Source organism: Actinomycetes bacterium, assembly GCA_036000965.1.
In the GTDB taxonomy this organism is placed as follows: Bacteria; Actinomycetota; CALGFH01; order CALGFH01; family CALGFH01; genus DASYUT01.
In genome coordinates, this window is record DASYUT010000039.1 from 1 (window position 1) to 15,221 (window position 15,221).

Consider the following 15,221-nt stretch of genomic DNA (forward strand, 5'->3'; position numbering starts at 1 on the left):
ACGGCCATGCCGGTGCCGTCTGGCGCTGACAGCCCCGGGCTCAGCCACACCCGCCCGGTGAACCTCGCGGCATCACCCTGCTGATACTTCCCCTCGTGTCCCTTCACGGTCTCCATCGGCGTCCTTCTCCATGTCCTCGTCGGGCACGCCAACGCTACCCGAACGGAGGACGCTGAGGACCTCGGTGCCAGGGGCGGCATGATGTCCAGCACGATTGGCTCACGTGCCCTCGGTGGGTGCGCCTGCGAGCGCCTCGTCCACCCGGCGCCGGAACGAGCCTGAGGAGGTCACCTCAGCGCCCAGCTCCCGGACCTGCTCCACCAGTCGCCTGTCCGAGGTCACAACCCTGAAGGAATCCGGGGCCTGGTCCTCCCTCACCATCCGGACGATCTCGTCGTCGGCGGCATTCCTCCCGCGCCCCGAGGCGAACGCCACCCGGACCGCGCCGTGCGCGCCGGGGCGAATGTCCGGAGGCTGGCGGTCGAACACGACCGTCACGTCCTCGCCGGTGGCGGAGGCGTACCGCTTCAGCTCTTCGATCAGCCGCCGAACGGCCCGATCCGGATCGTTCCACCACCGGTCCGGTCGGGAACCGATCAGGTTCATGCCGTCGATCAGCCAGCGAGCGCCCCGGCTGCCACCGCGCGTACTGCGGCCCTCATGGTCTGCCCCCGTGGCCATCGTTCGAGTTTCCTCCCTGGTAGGCGTGGCATCAAGCCGTGGTAGGCGTGGCATCGAGCCGTCGAGATTCGGGTCCCGCATGGCTCCTCGTTCGAGTTTCCTCCCTGGTATGGGTGGCATTCGAGCCCCCTGGGGTTGCCCCGGGTCGTGCCCGGCGACCTCGACGGCGATCTGACCCTGACCATCCACGAGCTGTCCAGGCTTGCCTGTCGCCGGTTCGTCGCCCACCTCTCCAGGCTTGCCTGTCGCCGGTTCGTCGCCCGCCGTCGCGGAATACCGGCGCGCCCAGACCGTTGTCCTCTTCGAGGACCTGTCTTCAAGAAGAAAAGGAGGTGAATGCATGAGCAGGACCAGGTCCAAGGTCCACCTGAGCCGCGCGCTGGGCATCCCGCTGACCCCAAAGGCGGTACGCCACCTGGAGCGGCGACCCTACCCGCCAGGCGAGCACGGCCGCAGGCGCAGGACCACATCCAACTACAAGGCACATCTGCTCGAGAAGCAGCGGCTTCGCGCCCAGTACGACCTCAGCGAGGCGCAGCTGCGCCTGGCGCTTGCCCGGGCCGTACGAGGCGGTGAGAAGACCGGGGAGGCGCTGCTGGTCGATCTCGAGACCCGGCTGGACGCGCTGGTGCTGCGCGCCGGGTTCGCTCGGACGATCTACCAGGCGCGGCAGGCCGTGACGCACGGCCACGTCACGGTGAACACCCGCAGGGTGGACCGGCCGTCGTTCCGTGTGCGCCCTGGAGACGTCATCGAGATCGCAGCCGGCAGCAAGACCAAGACGCCGTTCCTGATCGCGGCGGCCGGCGAGCACGCCGCCACGGTCCCACCGTATCTCGACGTCGAGATCGAGGCGCTCAAGGCTCGGCTTGTCCGGCTCCCGGTACGGGCTGAGATCCCCGTCGTCTGCGACGAGCGGCTGGTCGTCGAGTTCTACTCCCGCTGATAAGGCAACGCTGATCAGGCAGCTCGGCTCCAGGTCGCGCCGGGAGCGCCTTACGGGCTGAAGGCTCCAAGGGTGTCAGCGACGGGCGAGCGTGGCGAGCAGCCGGTCGATCAGCTCGCCCTGGGCGCCGAGCAGCTTCTCACGGGCCGTCTCGGGGTCGAACCACCCGGCCCGGTCGACCTCTGGGAACTCCCGCATGGCGCCGGAGCGGGGCGGCCACTGCATCGTGAAGGTGTTGCTGGCGACCGTGGCGGCGTCAAGGTCGCCCGCTGCCGCCCAGGCGGTGAGGACCTTCCCGCCCCGCTGCCGGATCGCCCCCAGCTCCAGCAGGTCCGCTCGCGGGGGCGGGTGGCCGGTCTCCTCCTGGAACTCCCGCAGGGCGACCGCACGTGGGTCCTCGCCCTGGTCGTACTCGCCTTTCGGGATCGACCAGGCACCGAGGTCCTTGTTGGCCCACAACGGCCCGCCGGGATGCACGAGCAGGACCTCGACCGTTCCGGCACGGACCCGGTAGAGCAGGATGCCCGCGCTGCGCTTCGCCATCCCGACCACCCCACCTCCCAGCGACTCGCCGCAGGGAGCCAACGGTAGCGCGAACCTCCCGGGTCGAGGGCCTGCCCGCCGGTCGTCCGGCCCAGCCTGTCCCGAGGAGCCGCAGATGAGCTTCCTGGCCGTTGCCTGGCCCAGTGGTTCGACCCGATCCTGCGTCGCCAGGAGGTCACACGCTCGCACGTCTTGTGGCCCGCGACGCAACAGCGGCCTCGACCCGGGCGCTCTGGCGGCGCAGGCGCTCGTCGAGGCCGGTGTGGCGGTGACCGGCTCCGGCGGTCCGGATGGCCTTGGCCAGGGCGCGCCTGGAGCCGACCAGCACCACCAGCTGCCTGGCCCGGCTCACGGCGGTGTACAGCAGGTTGCGCTGGAGCATGAGCCAGGCGTTCGGGGTCAGCGGCACGACCACGCAGGGGTACTCGCTGCCCTGGGAGCGGTGCACGGTCAGCGCGTAGGCGTGGGTCAGCTCGTCCAGCTCGTCGAACCCGTAGCGTACCTCCTCGTCGTCGTCGAGCAGGACGCGCAGCTCGCCTTCCTCTGGCGAGAGCGTGGTGACCACCCCGACCGACCCGTTGAAGACGCCCTTGTCGTAGTCGTTGCGGACCTGCATGACCTTGTCGCCCGCCCGGTAGGTGCGGCCGGCGAAGCGGCGCTCGGGCAGCCCGGGCGCGCCGGGCGTGAGCGCCTGCTGCAGCCGCTCGTTGAGCGTCCCGGCACCCGCCGGCCCACGGTGCATGGGGCAGAGCACCTGGATGTCACGCCGGGGGTCGAGGCCGAAGCGGCGGGGCAGCCGGTTGGTCGCGATGTCCACGGTGAGGTCGGCGACGCGCTCCGGGTCGTCCTCCGGGAACAGGAAGAAGTCGGCCAGGCCCTGGGTCACCGGCGGCTGCCCGGCGTTGATGCGGTGCGCGTTGGTGACCACCCCACTCCCCTGCGCCTGCCGGAAGATGCGGGTCAGGCGGACGCGCGGGATCACGTCGGCCGCTGGGCCGGCCGGTCCGCCAGCCGGTCCGCCGGTGGCACCGGCGGGGGCGCCGGCCCGCTTGCCGCTGTGGAGCAGGTCGCGCAGCACCTCGCCCGGGCCGACGCTGGGGAGCTGGTCCGCGTCACCGACCAGCAGCAGGTGGGCGCCGGAGGGGACGGCCTTGACCAGCTTGTTGGCCAGCAGCAGATCGAGCATGGAGACCTCGTCCACCACCACCAGGTCGGCGTCGAGGGGCCGGTCGGTGTCGAAGCCGGCGTCGCCGCCTGGCCGCAGCTCGAGCAGCCGGTGCAGGGTCTGCGCCGGCATCCCGGCCAGTTCGGACAGGCGCTTGGCGGCCCGGCCGGTCGGCGCGGCCAGGACGATCTTGGCCTGCTTGGCGTGGGCGAGGGTGACGATGGCGCGCACCGCGAAGCTCTTGCCGCAGCCGGGGCCGCCGGTGAGCACGGCCACTCGCTCCGTGAGGGCGAGGCGGACCGCCGCTGCCTGCTCGGGGGCGAGCTGGCAGCCGGTGACCCGGCCCAGCCAGTCGAACGCCACCGCCCAGTCCACCTCGTGGAACGCGGGAAGCCGGTCGGCGGCCGGGGGCGCCGCCAGCAGGCGCAGCAGCCCCGCGGCCAGCGAGACCTCGGCGCGGTAGAAGGGGACCAGGTAGACGGCGGGCACACCGTCGTCGAACCCCGGGATGGGGAGCGAGTCTCGTATCACGCCCCGCTCGTGCACCAGTTCCTCGAGGCATGTCCCGACGAGCGCCGGGCGCACGCCGAGGATCTCGGATGCCTTGGCGACCAGCTCGGGCTCGGGCAGGTAGCAGTGGCCGGCCTCGCTCGCCTCGGACAGGGTGTACTGCAGCCCGGCCTTGATCCGCGCGGGGCTGTCGTAGCCGATGCCGAGACCCTGGGCGATCTTGTCGGCGGTCTTGAAGCCGATGCCCCAGACGTCCACCGCCAGCCGGTAGGGCTCCTTGGAGACCACCTTGACGGCTTCGTCCCGGTACAACCGGTAGATGCGCACGGCCAGCGAGGTCGACACCCCCACGCCCTGCAGGAAGACCATGACCTCCTTGATGGCCTTCTGCTCCTGCCAGGCGTGCTCGATCATGGCCGTGCGCTTGGGGCCGAGCCCCGGCACGCGGTGCAGGCGCGCAGGATCCTCCTCCAGCACGCGGAGGGTGTCGGCGCCGAAGTGGTCGACGATGCGCTCGGCCATCTTGGGCCCGATGCCCTTGATCAGGCCGGAGCCGAGGTAGCGGCGGATGCCCTGGACCGTGGCGGGCAGCAGGGTGCTGTAGCTGCGCACCTCGAACTGGCGCCCGTACAGCTGGTGGCTGCGCCAGCGCCCCTCCAGGCGCAGGCGCTCGCCGGGCTGGGCGCCGAGCAGCGGGCCGACCACCGTGATCAGGTCGGCCGATCCGGGGCTGGCGACCCGGGCGACCGTGTAGCCGGTCTCCTCGTTGGCGTAGGTGACGCGCTCCAGCACCGCGTCGAGCACCGCCGGGGTGGGACCGGCCGCTAGGGCCGGCGCGGGGGAAGACAGAGACAGGGTCACGCGGCTCCCTCGAGGTTCAAGGTCCCGGCCGTGGCTCGGCCGCGGCGTGGGTCGGCCCGCGAGCGGCTAGAACGGCACCTCCTCCAGGGCTCTGCCGGCCGAGACGGGCTCGGTGTCGGCATGCCGCCCGTTCTGCTCGGCCTTCCCGCTCGGCTTGGCCAGGGTGACAGGCGCGAACTTCAGGCTTGCGGCCACGTCGTCGGCCTCCACCTCCACGGCCGACCGCCGCTGGCCCTCCGGGGTCTCCCACGAGCGGCTCTTGAGGCGGCCGACGACGACGCAGCGAGTGCCCTTGCGCAGGCTCTGGCTGACGTGCTCGGCCTGGTCGCGCCAGACGCTCACCCTGAAGAACGACGGCTCGCCGTCCTTCCAGCCGTCGCCGTCCCACAGTCGCTGGCTCACGGCGAGCCGGAACGTGGCCAGCGCGAAGCCGGTTGGCGTGTAGCGCAGCTCCGGGTCGTCGGTGAGGTTGCCGACGAGGGTGGTCTGGTTGTCGCTCACCTTCGAGCTCCTTTCCTGGTTCAGCATAGGTGCATTCTACCCTAAGAGTCGAACGTACGTTCGAATCACGGGGCGGCCGCTACCCAGGATCCGGGTCCGGATGGCGGGTCCGCCCCGGCTAGCCGGTCTGCCGGTCCTCCTCGGCCAGTCCACGGAGGGCGTCGGCGATCGAGGCGCCCCCTGCGCGATGGGACGGGTCACGTCGGAACGGTCACTCCTCATGATGCGATCCGCCCGCGGCGGCCGGGGCGGAGGACCGGCCCTGGCCGCCCGGGGCGTCGGGGGAACCGGACCGGTCGGCGAGCACCTCACGGACCTTGGCTCTGAAGGCGGCCAGGCCGGACACCCCGTCGCCCTCCTGACCCATCCGTTCGACCAGGCGGGCCAGCGTGGGGCCGTGCAGGTCACGGGGGTCGGAGACGCCGCTGTAGTAGGGGCTGCGGTGCAGGAACTCGCGGGCGTCGGCGGCGCTCACCCCGGTCGCCTCGACCAGGGCGTCGAACTGCTCGACCAGGGCCTCGTCCGGCTCCTCCCACGCGGCGGCGCCCCGGAGCGGCATCCGTGTGGCGCCCTGGGGGCCATTGCCCTGGGGGCCGTCGCCCTGGGGGCCGTCGCTCCGGGGGCCGTCGCCCTCGGGGCCGTCGCTCTGGGGGCTCGCGACCTCCGCGCCGGCCAGTCCCGGCCCCCCAGCCACGGCCTCCTCGGCCGCGGTCGCGGCCGCGCTGCCTGGCTGCTCCAGGATCGCCCGCACCTGGCGGTCCAGGAAGTAGTGCTCCTGGGCCCACAGGTGCAGTCCGAGCCCGAGGCGCATGGCGCAGCGCTTGAGCGCGTCGGACACGGCGTCCTTGAGGCGGGCGCCGTCGTGAGGCCAGTTGTGCACGTCCCCGACGTCGCCGACCTCCTCGATGCGCACACGGCGGCCGTCGATCGAGCAGGTGAGCCGCCAGACGCAGCCGACCACGACGTCGTGGAGCGCGGGCGTGCCGGCCTTGGCCCGGCGGCTCCGGCCCTTGGGATCGGGCGGCACCGCGGCCACGTCCCCTCGGACAACCTCGACCAGCTCGAAGTCAAACGGTCCGACGATGCTGAGCAGGCGCTGGTTGACGACGTGGTGGGCGACGTAGTCGTTGCCGTCCTTGCGCTCGACGAAGCCGTCGGGAAAGCGGCGGGCCAGCTCGACGAGGTCGTAGATGGTGCCGTCCGGCGCCTGCCGGACGTCGTGGATGGTGGTCACTGGGCCAGCTCCTCGGGGAATGGGACCGGAGCGTCGACCGGCCCCGGTCGCGTACCTGAACGCCTCGGCGTCAACCGCCTCGGCGTCCAGCTAGGGGCGTCAACCTAGGGGCGTCAACCTAGGGAAGTTCCGCTCTACGTAAAAGAGCGTATCCGGACCCTGTGACAGTGGGAGCGGGGAAGGCCGTGGCAGCGCTCGTCTCTGGGCGGATGCGGTCGACGGTGCCGGCGGCCCGCCTACCGCCGAGGGCGGCCGGGGAGGCGCCGGCCGGAGGCCTCGATGTCGGCGTCGCTCAGGCCGCTCCGCCAGGCGATGCCTGGCCGAGCCGCGATCCAGGCGGTGGCCTGCGCGCGCGCCCACAGCCAGACCGTCTGCTGGTAGCCGACCACCTGGATGGGAGGCGGCACCCGCTTGGGAGTGTTGAGCTTGTAGTTCTTGATCGTCCGGTAGCGCACCGGAGGCTCGATGAGCCCGCCCAGCTGCCACTCGTCGATGGTGTCGAGGACGGCCTCCTGCTCGAGCTCCAAGCGCTCGGCCAGCTCGACCCGGCCGTTGCGCAGCGCCGTGACCAGGGCGAGGGCGTGCGCGGAGAGGATGGGGCCGCGCGGCACCTCACGGCCGTCGAGAGCCTCGAGCGTGGCGGCGGCCAGGACGTCGACGAGCCTCACCTCCACGGGGTCGCCGCACCCGACCCACCGCCAGGGGTACCCCGCGGCCAGCTCGAAGCGGAGCCCCGGGGCTCCGCGGTCCTTGATCGGGACGTGCGCCGGGTAGTAGCGCGGGTCCCGGCCGCCGGCCGCCAGCCGGAACGGCGCCTCCAGCAAGCCCATGGCCGGACACTACCCAGGGGTGGGGGGCGGGACAAGCATCCTCGCCAGGCCGCCTGCGGGCGACCGGTCCGGTCCCGCGGGCGTGCCCGCAGGACGCGGGCGGGTGCGGCCATGGTCAGGCCGCGGCGGTCTGCGGCCTGTCGCCGGCGAGCGGCGCCGCGGCGGCCCGCGGCCGGCGCTGGACGGTCCTGGCCAGCAGCAGCCGGGCACCACGGACCTGCGCCCGCTCGCGCAGCCGCCAGGTGCCGTCCTCCCAGCGGGCCAGGCCCTCGCGTTCCAGCCGGCGTCCGGCAAGCGCGGCGTGCTTGCACGGGACCGGCAGCACCTCCCGGTACACCCCGGAACGGCAGGTGCAGCCGAAGCGCAGGACGCCGTCGGCGACGCCCCGGATGGACACGTGGTAGCTGCCGGGTTGCGAGTTGGCCTTCACCAGGACCGAGCCGTCGGGGAGCACACAGGCATTGTGGCCCTCCTCGACCGCGCGAATTTCTGCGGCAAGCCCGTAGGCGGCGTGGTGCCGTCCTTCGGTGGCATGCCAGCCCGTATTCACATGAACGGAGGCGACAGGGGTTTCTCCCATGCCTCCATTAGTTTCGCTCATGCCTTCACTATAGGTCACGAACGGCTCCGCTGCCAACGAATCCCCAGGTCAGCTGGGTGTCTGGGTAGAGCTGGCGTTTCCGGCGCCGCCCCTGCGGACGCGAAATGGAGCGCGCCCACGAAATGCTCCGACCGGCTTTATCCGCTTGGTCTCGGGGGCGGTTCACCGCCCGGTCTGCGCCACAGCGGGAGCGCGGCATCCCGGTCGTCGCCGACCCCCCGGTCACCCTCCGATGACCTCAACGTCGCGCCGGGCCTGCCGGCCAGCCTCGCCGCCTGCGGGTCGACGTGACGGAGCAGCCTCAGGCTCGCTGCTCGCCTTGCCGCTTGGCTGCGTCGCCGTCGGGCTGGGCCCCGCGCTCCTGCTGCCGGTAGCCGTAGGCGGCCTGCCGCACGGCGTCGTCGCTTTCCAGGCGCGAGCCGAGGGCGCCGCCGATCGTGGCCATCGAGGGCGCCGCCGATCGTGGCCATCGAGGTCGCCGCCGATCGTGGCCATCGAGGTCGCCAGCCAGGCCACGGTGTCGTTGCCGATCCGCATCGGGCGCCGCCCACAGCGGCGCACCGCCGTTGACACATTCAAGCGAGTTCCGGCAAGGTGGTACGCCATGACCGACGCTCGCCTCACCCGCAACCGCGCGCTCGACTACGGGCGCGTCGTCTGCTGCGCGTGTCCTGAGGCCCGGCGGTCGCCCCGCGCAACGTAGCGCACGCATCCTTTGCCGACCGCCCGGGCCGCCCGGAGCCTGCTCCCGTGCGCGTCGAAGGGGATCGCCATGTGGGTCTCGCCACCTTCCCTGCGCCCAGCCCTGCGCCCAGCCGTCCGTGACCACCAACTCGAGAGGAGCGCAGCAGTGGAGGGCGGGATCACCGTCTGGTTCACCGGCCTGCCGTCGGCCGGCAAGACCACCGTCGCCAACCTGGTGGGGCGGCGCCTCGCCGAGCTGGGCCGGCGGGTCGAGGTGCTGGACGGCGACGTGGTCCGCACCCACCTGTCGAAGGGGCTCGGCTTCTCCAAGGCCGACAGGGACGAGAACATCCGCCGCATCGGCTACGTCGCCGGGCTGCTGACCGGGCACGGGGTCACCGTCGTGGTGTCGGCGGTCTCGCCCTACCGCACGGTCCGCGACGAGGTCCGGGCCGCCGTCGGCCGCGTCGGCGACTTCGTCGAGGTGTACGTGGCCACCGACCTGGCCACCTGCCGGGCTCGTGACGTGAAGGGGTTGTATGCCAGGCACGCGCGGGGGGAGCTGCGCGGCCTCACGGGGGTCGACGACCCGTACGAGCCGCCGCTCGCGGCCGAGCTGGTGCTCGACACCACAGGCGAGGACCCGGAGGAGTCGGCCGCCCGGGTGCTCGCCCTGCTCGGCGGCCGTGCCGCCCCGGCTGACGGGGGGTCCGGGTGGCTCATGGAGCAAAGCGGCAGCCCCCCGGTCGCCGGGTGGCCCTGGGGGCTCATGGAGCGAGGCGGCAGCCTCCCGTTGGACGGGGAGGGCCACGGGGGACTCATGGAGCGAGGCGGCAGCCCCCGGGGGGAGGGGGAGCGGGCCGTGAGCGTCGCGCCGAACGGCACGGTGTCGCTGCCTGCCCCGCACGGCGGGCGCCTGGTCGACCGGCTCGTCCCCGCGGGCCGGGCCGAGACGCTCGCCGCGGAGGCGGCCCGGCTGCCCGCGGTGCGCCTGGACGGCCGTGGCCTGGCCGACCTCGAATGCCTGGCCGTGGGCTCGTTCTCGCCGCTGACCGGGTTCCTCGGCGCGGACGACCACGCCGCCGTGGTGGAACACGGGCAGCTCGCCGACGGGCATGCCTGGACGCTCCCCGTCGTCCTCCCGGTCCCGGCCGAGGCGCTGCGCGCCGGCCCGGAGCGGCTCGCCCTCACCGACAGGACCGGGACGGTGCTGGCCGTGGTCGACGTCGAGGAGGTGTACGACCCCGACCCGGAGGCCGAGGCCAAGCTCGTGTTCGAGACCGACGACCCGGCCCACCCCGGGGTGGCGGCCACCCTCGCCCGCCCCGGCCCGCTGGTCGGCGGGCCGGTCCACGTCCTGCGGCTGCCGGCGTCCCCGGCCGAGCTGGGGCCGAGGCTGACCCCGGCCCAGGTGCGGGCCGAGGCGGTGGCGAGGGGCTGGCGCACCATGGCCGGCTTCCAGACCCGGAACCCGGTCCACCGGGCCCACGAGTACCTCCACAAGGTCGCGCTCGAGCACGTCGACGGGCTGCTGCTGCACCCGCTGGTCGGCGAGACCAAGGACGACGACGTGCCGGCCGCGCTGCGGATGGCCTGCTACCGGGTGCTGCTGGACGGCTACTACCCGACGGACCGGGTGCTGCTCAGCGCGTTCCCGGCCGCGATGCGCTACGCCGGGCCGCGGGAGGCGGTCTTCCACGCCATCGTGCGCAAGAACTACGGCTGCACCCACTTCATCGTCGGCCGCGACCACGCCGGGGTGGGCGGCTACTACGGTACCTACGCCGCCCAGGAGGCGTTCGACGCCTACGACGCCGGCCAGCTCGGGATCGAGCCGCTCAGGTTCGAGCACGCGTTCTTCTGCCGCTGCTGCGAGGGCATGGCGACGAGCCGGACCTGCCCGCACCCGCCCGAGGCCCGGGTGCACCTGTCCGGCACGGCGGTGCGGGCCCTGCTCGGCGGCGGCCAGCTGCCCCCGCCCGAGTTCTCCCGCCCCGAGGTGGCCCGCGTGCTGGTGGACGGGTACCGGACGCGACGGGAGGCAGGCTGATGCCCGTGCTCTCCGAGCCCGAGATCGCCGCGGCGGCCGCGCGGCTCGAGCAGCGGCCCGCCCACGAGGTCCTGGCCTGGGCGCTCGGCCGGTTCGGCGACCGGTTCGCGATCGTCACCTCCTTCCAGGTCGAGGGCATGGTCGTGCTCGACCTGGCCCGCCGGCTCGACCCGGCCGTCCGCGTGCTCACCCTGGACACCGGCCGGCTGCCGCAGGAGACCTACGACGTCATCGAGGCGGTCCGTGCCCGGTTCGACGTCAAGGTCGAGGTGGTCGCGCCCGACCCGGTGGCGGTCGCGGCGATGGTCACCCAGCACGGGCCCAACCTGTTCCGGCGCGACCAGGCGCTGCGCCGGCTCTGCTGCCAGGTGCGCAAGGTCGATCCGCTCGGCCGCGCGCTGGCCGGGCTCGACGCCTGGTCGACCGGGCTCCGCCGCGACGGCGCGTCCACCCGCGCGGGCACCGCCAAGGTCGAGCCCGACCCGGCCCACGGCGGCATCGTCAAGCTGAACCCGCTGGCCGACTGGACCCGCGACGAGGTGTGGGCGTATGCGCGCGCCAAGAGGGTGCCGATCCATCCGCTGTACGAGCAGGGCTATGCGAGCATCGGCTGCGCGCCGTGCACCCGGGCGGTGCTGTCCGGCGAAGACGAGCGGGCCGGCCGCTGGTGGTGGGAGGCAGGTCCGGACCGGGAGTGCGGCCTGCACCACGCCAGCCCGTCGGTGCGCTTCGACCTCGCCCTGGCCGAGCTGCGGGCGGACGTCGCCACGGGCGGGCGGCCCGACCGACGATCTCGAGGGGGTGAACGATGCGGTACCTCAGGAGCATCAGCGAGCTGAACCAGGTCGAGAAGTGGAAGCTGGAGCGTCACCCGCTCGACGTGCGTGACGCGATCCTCGATCGCTACGCCCGTGAGGGCCCCGAGGCGATCAAGGCCGTCCCCGGCGAGGTGGAGCGTCTGAAGTGGGTCGGCCTGTACCCCCAGCGCCAGGGCGGCGACGCGTTCATGCTGCGCATCAAGGTCCCTGGGGGACGCCTGACCGCCGCGCAGGCGCGGGTCGTCGGCGAGGTCGCCGACGAGTTCGCCCGGGGCCCGGCCCCGAACCCGGTGTTCGGCGACGCCTACCTGGACATCACCACCCGCCAGGACATCCAGCTCCACTGGGTCAGGATCGGCGCCGTCCCCGAGATCTGGCGCCGGCTGGAGGCGGTGGGCGTGACCACCGTGCAGGCGTGCGGCGACTCGGCCCGCAACGTGCTCTGCTGCCCGGTGTCGGGCCTGGACGCCGACGAGGTGCTCGACGCCTACCCGGTCGCCGCGGCGGTCTCCGCCTACTTCACCGGCAACCGCGAGTACGCCAACCTGCCCCGGAAGTTCAAGCTGAGCGTCACCGGCTGCCGGGAGGACTGCGCGCAGGCCGAGATCAACGACATCGGGCTGTGGCCGGCCCGGCTGGACGACGGCACCGTCGGCTTCAACGTGCTCGTCGGCGGTGGCCTGTCGGACGGCCCGCGCATGGCCTCCGACATCGACGTGTTCGTCCACCCCGACCCTGCTGGAGTGGTCGAGCTGTTCCGGGCCATCGCGCAGCTGTTCGGCGAGCTGGGCAACCGCGAGAACCGCGGGCTGGCCCGGATGCGCTACCTGGTGCAGGAGCTCGGCCCCGAGCGCTTCCGGGCCGAGCTGGCCGACCGGGCCGCCTTCCCGCTCGCCGCGGCGGGCGAGGCCCTCACCCGCCGCTACCGCGGCGACCACGTCGGCGTGCACGCCCAGAAGCAGCCCGGCCGCTGCTACGTCGGCCTCAACGTGACCGTCGGCCGCATGGCCGGGCGGAACCTGGTCGAGGCGGCCCGCCTCGCCGGCGAGCACGGCGACGGCGAGCTGCGGCTGGCCACCGACCAGAACCTGATCCTCACCGGCGTGCCCGAGGCGCGGCTCGGCGCGCTGCTGGCCGAGCCGCTGCTGGCCGAGCACTCCCCCGACCCGGGCGCGTTCGAGCGGGGGGTGGTGGCCTGCACCGGCAGCGAGTTCTGCCGCTTCGCGATCGTGGAGACCAAGGCGCGGGCCGCCCAGTGGGCTCGCGAGCTGGACCGCCGGCTGGGTCCCGACGAGACCGGCCAGGGCGTGATCCGCATGCACTTCTCGGGCTGCCCGGCCTCGTGTGCGCAGCCCCAGATCGCCGACATCGGCTTCCGCGGCGAGACCGCGCACCGCGGCGACACGATCGTCGAGGCGGTGGACGTCGGGCTCGGCGGGAGCCTCGGCACCGACGCGGCGTTCATCGACTTCGTCGAGGGGGCCAAGCCGGTGAGCGAGGTGCCCGACGCGCTGGTCGGCCTGCTCACCAGGTACCGCGCGGAGCGCCGCGACGGCGAGGCGTTCCACCAGTGGTGCCGGCGGCTGCCGAACACCGAGCTGCGAGCGATGCTGCGAGGAGACTGACGCTGATGGCCGGGTTCAAGATCCGCGACGAGATGAACGACATCGACGAGGCGCCTGGCAAGATCTGGTTCTGGGAGCTCGAGCAGGCCGTGATCGACGCCGACCGCTGCGTGCAGTGCGGGGCGTGCGTGGCGGCCTGCCCGAGCGACTCGATCGGGGTGGGCGCCGACGGCCTGCCCAAGCTGGTCAAGATGTGCACCGGCTGCTCGCTGTGCTGGGACTTCTGCCCCCGCGGCGGCATGCGCCACGAGGCCACCTGGGCGCTGCCCCCGGCCGGCGGGGACCCAGGGCCCGCTCCGGCGAACGGGTCCCCCGGTGGGGCCGGCGCGGGCGAGGCCGGCTGGAAGATCACCGGTGCGCCCGGGCCGGCCGGCGCCGGGCTCGGCCGGGTGCGCGACACCTACACCGCCCGGGTGCGGCCGAAGGTGCCGGGGGCGCAGGACGGCGGGGTGGTCAGCGCGCTGCTGATCGCGCTGCTGGAGGCGGGCGACCTCGACGGGGCGCTGCTGGCCCGCGAGAGCCGGACCGAGCCGTGGAAGGGCGAGCCGTTCCTGGCCCGCACACCGGCCGAGGTCGTCGAGTGCGCCGGCAGCTTCTACAACCAGACCCTCGCGCTCGCCGCGCTGGACCTCGACGGCTACGACCTGCCCGCGCAGCCGCGCCTGGCGGTCGTGGGCACCCCGTGCGAGGTCGAGGCGATCCGCGCGATGCAGTCGCGGCCCTGGACGTGGGGCGCGTCGCGGGTGGACGCCGTGGTGCTCACGGTCGCGCTGCTGTGCACCAAGAGCTTCAACTACGAGAAGCTGATGGTGGACGAGATCCGGCGACGGCGTGGCATCCCGCTGGAGCGGGTGGGCAAGGTCGACGTGATCCATGGCCGGATGATCGTCGAGGACCACGACGGCGAGGTCCTGGTCTCCGAGCCGGTCCGCGACTTCCACGGCGCCGCGCTGAAGGGCTGCGACGAGTGCGCCGACTTCCTCGGGCACGCCGCAGACATCTCGGTCGGGAGCGTCGGCAGCGAGGACGGCTACTCCAGCGTGCTGGTGCGCACGCCGGCTGGCCAGGCCGCGTTCGACCGGGTCCGCGACCGCCTCGAGCTGCGCGACCTCGACCGGGTCGAGGCGCTGCACAAGCTCGACGCGCTCAACAAGAAGATCGCCGTGCGCAGCCTGCAGCGACCGTTCGACCCGTCGGCGCCGCTCTTCGTCGACTTCGCCGAGCACGTGCAGCGCTACGCGGGGACCGACCGCGCGCCGGTGGTGCGCGACCGGTGAAGCGGCCGCCGGACCCGACGGTCCCCGAGGAGCCGGCGGAGCTGCGCGCCCGCACCCGGGCCCTCGTCGAGGAGGCCCCCGACCGGGGAGCGGCGCTGGTGGACGCGGCGACGTGGATCGCCGACCCCCTCTGGGAGTGCTGGGGGCCGGCGCTCGAACCGGCCGGGATGGACCGGGAGCAGTTCCTCCGGGTCGTGGCCGGCTACCGCAGGGAGCTGTGGCTGTGGGTCGTGGGCGAGCGGACGTGGGCGCAGAGCGCAAGCGGGCTGCTCGGGCGGGTGCTGCGCCGCCTCCCCGGACCCGGAGGAACTGCTCCCGGTCCATCCCGGCCGCTGTGACCGTCTCCGCCCCCGGTCGGGGCCGTCACGACGAGCTCCTTTCGGCGTCCGTCGCCGGGGCTCGTGCATCGATGGCGGCGGCTCGTGGTACCCGTGGAAGGAGGGACCGTCCGTCCCGGCGACCAAGGCTGTCAAAGGACCGCCTGCGAGGTGAGCTTCGATGAGCGTGCACGACCCACACATCAGCCAGATCCGACCCGTCGTGCCGCGGACCCCGCAGGGCTGCGAGGAGTGCCTGCAGATCGGCTCACCATGGGTCCAGCTACGGCTCTGCCTGAGCTGCGGGCACGTCGGGTGCTGCGACTCCTCCCCGATGCGCCACGCCCGCGGACATGCCTCCGCCGTGAGCCACCCGATCGTCCAGTCCTTCCAGCCCGGCGAGGACTGGCGCTGGTGCTACTTCGACGAGACGTTTGTCTGAGCCCGGCTTCTCGCCCGAATTCTTGTGTCTCGCCGCGTGAGCGGACCCTGCGCTGAGGTCCACGCCGCCGCGGCGCTTCCACGACGCGGGCGGGATGCACGGTGGCCTGTCATTCGGCCAGCCGCCGCCCGTCCGC

15 protein-coding genes are annotated in these 15,221 nt (G+C 73.2%); 7 read left to right on the plus strand and 8 right to left on the minus strand.

What is annotated here, in order from left to right; genetic code table 11:
* Positions 1–219: 219 nt before the first annotated feature.
* Positions 220–1,041: an NYN domain-containing protein gene (locus VG276_02120; GenBank protein ID HEV8648204.1), complete on the minus strand. Its 822-nt coding sequence runs from the start codon at positions 1,039–1,041 to the stop codon at positions 220–222.
* On the opposite strand from VG276_02120, the gene rpsD reads away from it, so the two are divergent.
* On the plus strand, positions 1,022–1,627 hold the full coding sequence (gene rpsD, locus VG276_02125; protein HEV8648205.1) for a 30S ribosomal protein S4: 606 nt from the start codon (positions 1,022–1,024) through the stop codon (positions 1,625–1,627). The genes VG276_02120 and rpsD overlap by 20 nt on opposite strands.
* Positions 1,628–1,702: 75 nt before the next feature.
* Here the strand turns inward: rpsD and VG276_02130 are convergent, their stop codons facing one another.
* The 7 genes from VG276_02130 to VG276_02160 form a co-directional block, all read right to left on the minus strand.
* On the minus strand, positions 1,703–2,170 hold the full coding sequence (locus VG276_02130; protein HEV8648206.1) for an NUDIX domain-containing protein: 468 nt from the start codon (positions 2,168–2,170) through the stop codon (positions 1,703–1,705).
* A 175-nt stretch (positions 2,171–2,345) separates the two neighbouring features.
* Positions 2,346–4,706 carry an AAA family ATPase gene (locus VG276_02135; GenBank protein ID HEV8648207.1) on the minus strand — a complete coding sequence of 787 codons (2,361 nt, stop codon included), beginning with the start codon at positions 4,704–4,706 and terminating at the stop codon, positions 2,346–2,348.
* 66 nt (positions 4,707–4,772) lie between these two features.
* Positions 4,773–5,207 (minus strand): single-stranded DNA-binding protein, encoded by a 435-nt coding sequence (ssb, locus tag VG276_02140; protein ID HEV8648208.1) that lies wholly within the window; start codon positions 5,205–5,207, stop codon positions 4,773–4,775.
* 211 nt (positions 5,208–5,418) lie between these two features.
* Positions 5,419–6,441 carry a hypothetical protein gene (locus VG276_02145; GenBank protein HEV8648209.1) on the minus strand — a complete coding sequence of 341 codons (1,023 nt, stop codon included), beginning with the start codon at positions 6,439–6,441 and terminating at the stop codon, positions 5,419–5,421.
* Between the two features lie 236 nt (positions 6,442–6,677).
* The gene (locus VG276_02150) at positions 6,678–7,271 is read right to left on the minus strand and encodes a hypothetical protein (GenBank protein ID HEV8648210.1); all 594 of its coding nucleotides are present in this window, start codon (positions 7,269–7,271) and stop codon (positions 6,678–6,680) included.
* A 115-nt stretch (positions 7,272–7,386) separates the two neighbouring features.
* The gene (locus VG276_02155) at positions 7,387–7,851 is read right to left on the minus strand and encodes a hypothetical protein (protein ID HEV8648211.1); all 465 of its coding nucleotides are present in this window, start codon (positions 7,849–7,851) and stop codon (positions 7,387–7,389) included.
* A 322-nt stretch (positions 7,852–8,173) separates the two neighbouring features.
* Positions 8,174–8,317 (minus strand): hypothetical protein, encoded by a 144-nt coding sequence (locus tag VG276_02160; GenBank protein ID HEV8648212.1) that lies wholly within the window; start codon positions 8,315–8,317, stop codon positions 8,174–8,176.
* Positions 8,318–8,722: 405 nt separating this feature from the next.
* Here VG276_02160 and sat point away from each other — a divergent pair, with 405 nt between their 5' ends.
* The 6 genes from sat (at position 8,723) to VG276_02190 (ending at position 15,085) form a co-directional block, all read left to right on the plus strand.
* Complete coding sequence (gene sat, locus VG276_02165) at positions 8,723–10,606, plus strand: sulfate adenylyltransferase (GenBank protein HEV8648213.1); 1,884 nt, start codon at positions 8,723–8,725, stop codon at positions 10,604–10,606.
* Entirely contained in the window at positions 10,606–11,445 is an 840-nt protein-coding gene (locus VG276_02170; protein HEV8648214.1) for a phosphoadenylyl-sulfate reductase, read from the plus strand. The genes sat and VG276_02170 overlap by 1 nt, the downstream gene beginning before the upstream one ends.
* Positions 11,415–13,049, plus strand: coding sequence for a ferredoxin--nitrite reductase (locus VG276_02175; GenBank protein ID HEV8648215.1), 1,635 nt, complete (start codon positions 11,415–11,417; stop codon positions 13,047–13,049). Before VG276_02170 ends, VG276_02175 begins: the two co-directional genes overlap by 31 nt.
* Before the next feature lie 5 nt (positions 13,050–13,054).
* Entirely contained in the window at positions 13,055–14,326 is a 1,272-nt protein-coding gene (locus tag VG276_02180) for a Coenzyme F420 hydrogenase/dehydrogenase, beta subunit C-terminal domain (protein ID HEV8648216.1), read from the plus strand.
* Positions 14,323–14,664 (plus strand): hypothetical protein, encoded by a 342-nt coding sequence (locus VG276_02185; protein ID HEV8648217.1) that lies wholly within the window; start codon positions 14,323–14,325, stop codon positions 14,662–14,664. The genes VG276_02180 and VG276_02185 overlap by 4 nt, the downstream gene beginning before the upstream one ends.
* A gap of 160 nt (positions 14,665–14,824) precedes the next feature.
* Positions 14,825–15,085, plus strand: a complete 261-nt coding sequence (locus VG276_02190) for a UBP-type zinc finger domain-containing protein (GenBank protein HEV8648218.1) — start codon at positions 14,825–14,827, stop codon at positions 15,083–15,085.
* The last annotated feature ends 136 nt before the right edge of the window (positions 15,086–15,221 follow it).

Bases quoted from the DNA above. Each gene is read 5' to 3' on its own strand.
- VG276_02175 (HEV8648215.1), top strand. From the start codon at position 11,415: ATGCGGTACCTCAGGAGCATCAGCGAGCTGAACCAGGTCGAGAAGTGG.
- VG276_02155 (HEV8648211.1), bottom strand. From the start codon at position 7,851: ATGGGAGAAACCCCTGTCGCCTCCGTTCATGTGAATACGGGCTGGCAT.
- VG276_02150 (HEV8648210.1), bottom strand. From the start codon at position 7,271: ATGGGCTTGCTGGAGGCGCCGTTCCGGCTGGCGGCCGGCGGCCGGGAC.
- VG276_02130 (HEV8648206.1), bottom strand. From the start codon at position 2,170: ATGGCGAAGCGCAGCGCGGGCATCCTGCTCTACCGGGTCCGTGCCGGA.
- VG276_02170 (HEV8648214.1), top strand. From the start codon at position 10,606: ATGCCCGTGCTCTCCGAGCCCGAGATCGCCGCGGCGGCCGCGCGGCTC.
- VG276_02190 (HEV8648218.1), top strand. From the start codon at position 14,825: ATGAGCGTGCACGACCCACACATCAGCCAGATCCGACCCGTCGTGCCG.
- VG276_02160 (HEV8648212.1), bottom strand. From the start codon at position 8,317: ATGGCCACGATCGGCGGCGCCCTCGGCTCGCGCCTGGAAAGCGACGAC.
- VG276_02180 (HEV8648216.1), top strand. From the start codon at position 13,055: ATGGCCGGGTTCAAGATCCGCGACGAGATGAACGACATCGACGAGGCG.
- rpsD (HEV8648205.1), top strand. From the start codon at position 1,022: ATGAGCAGGACCAGGTCCAAGGTCCACCTGAGCCGCGCGCTGGGCATC.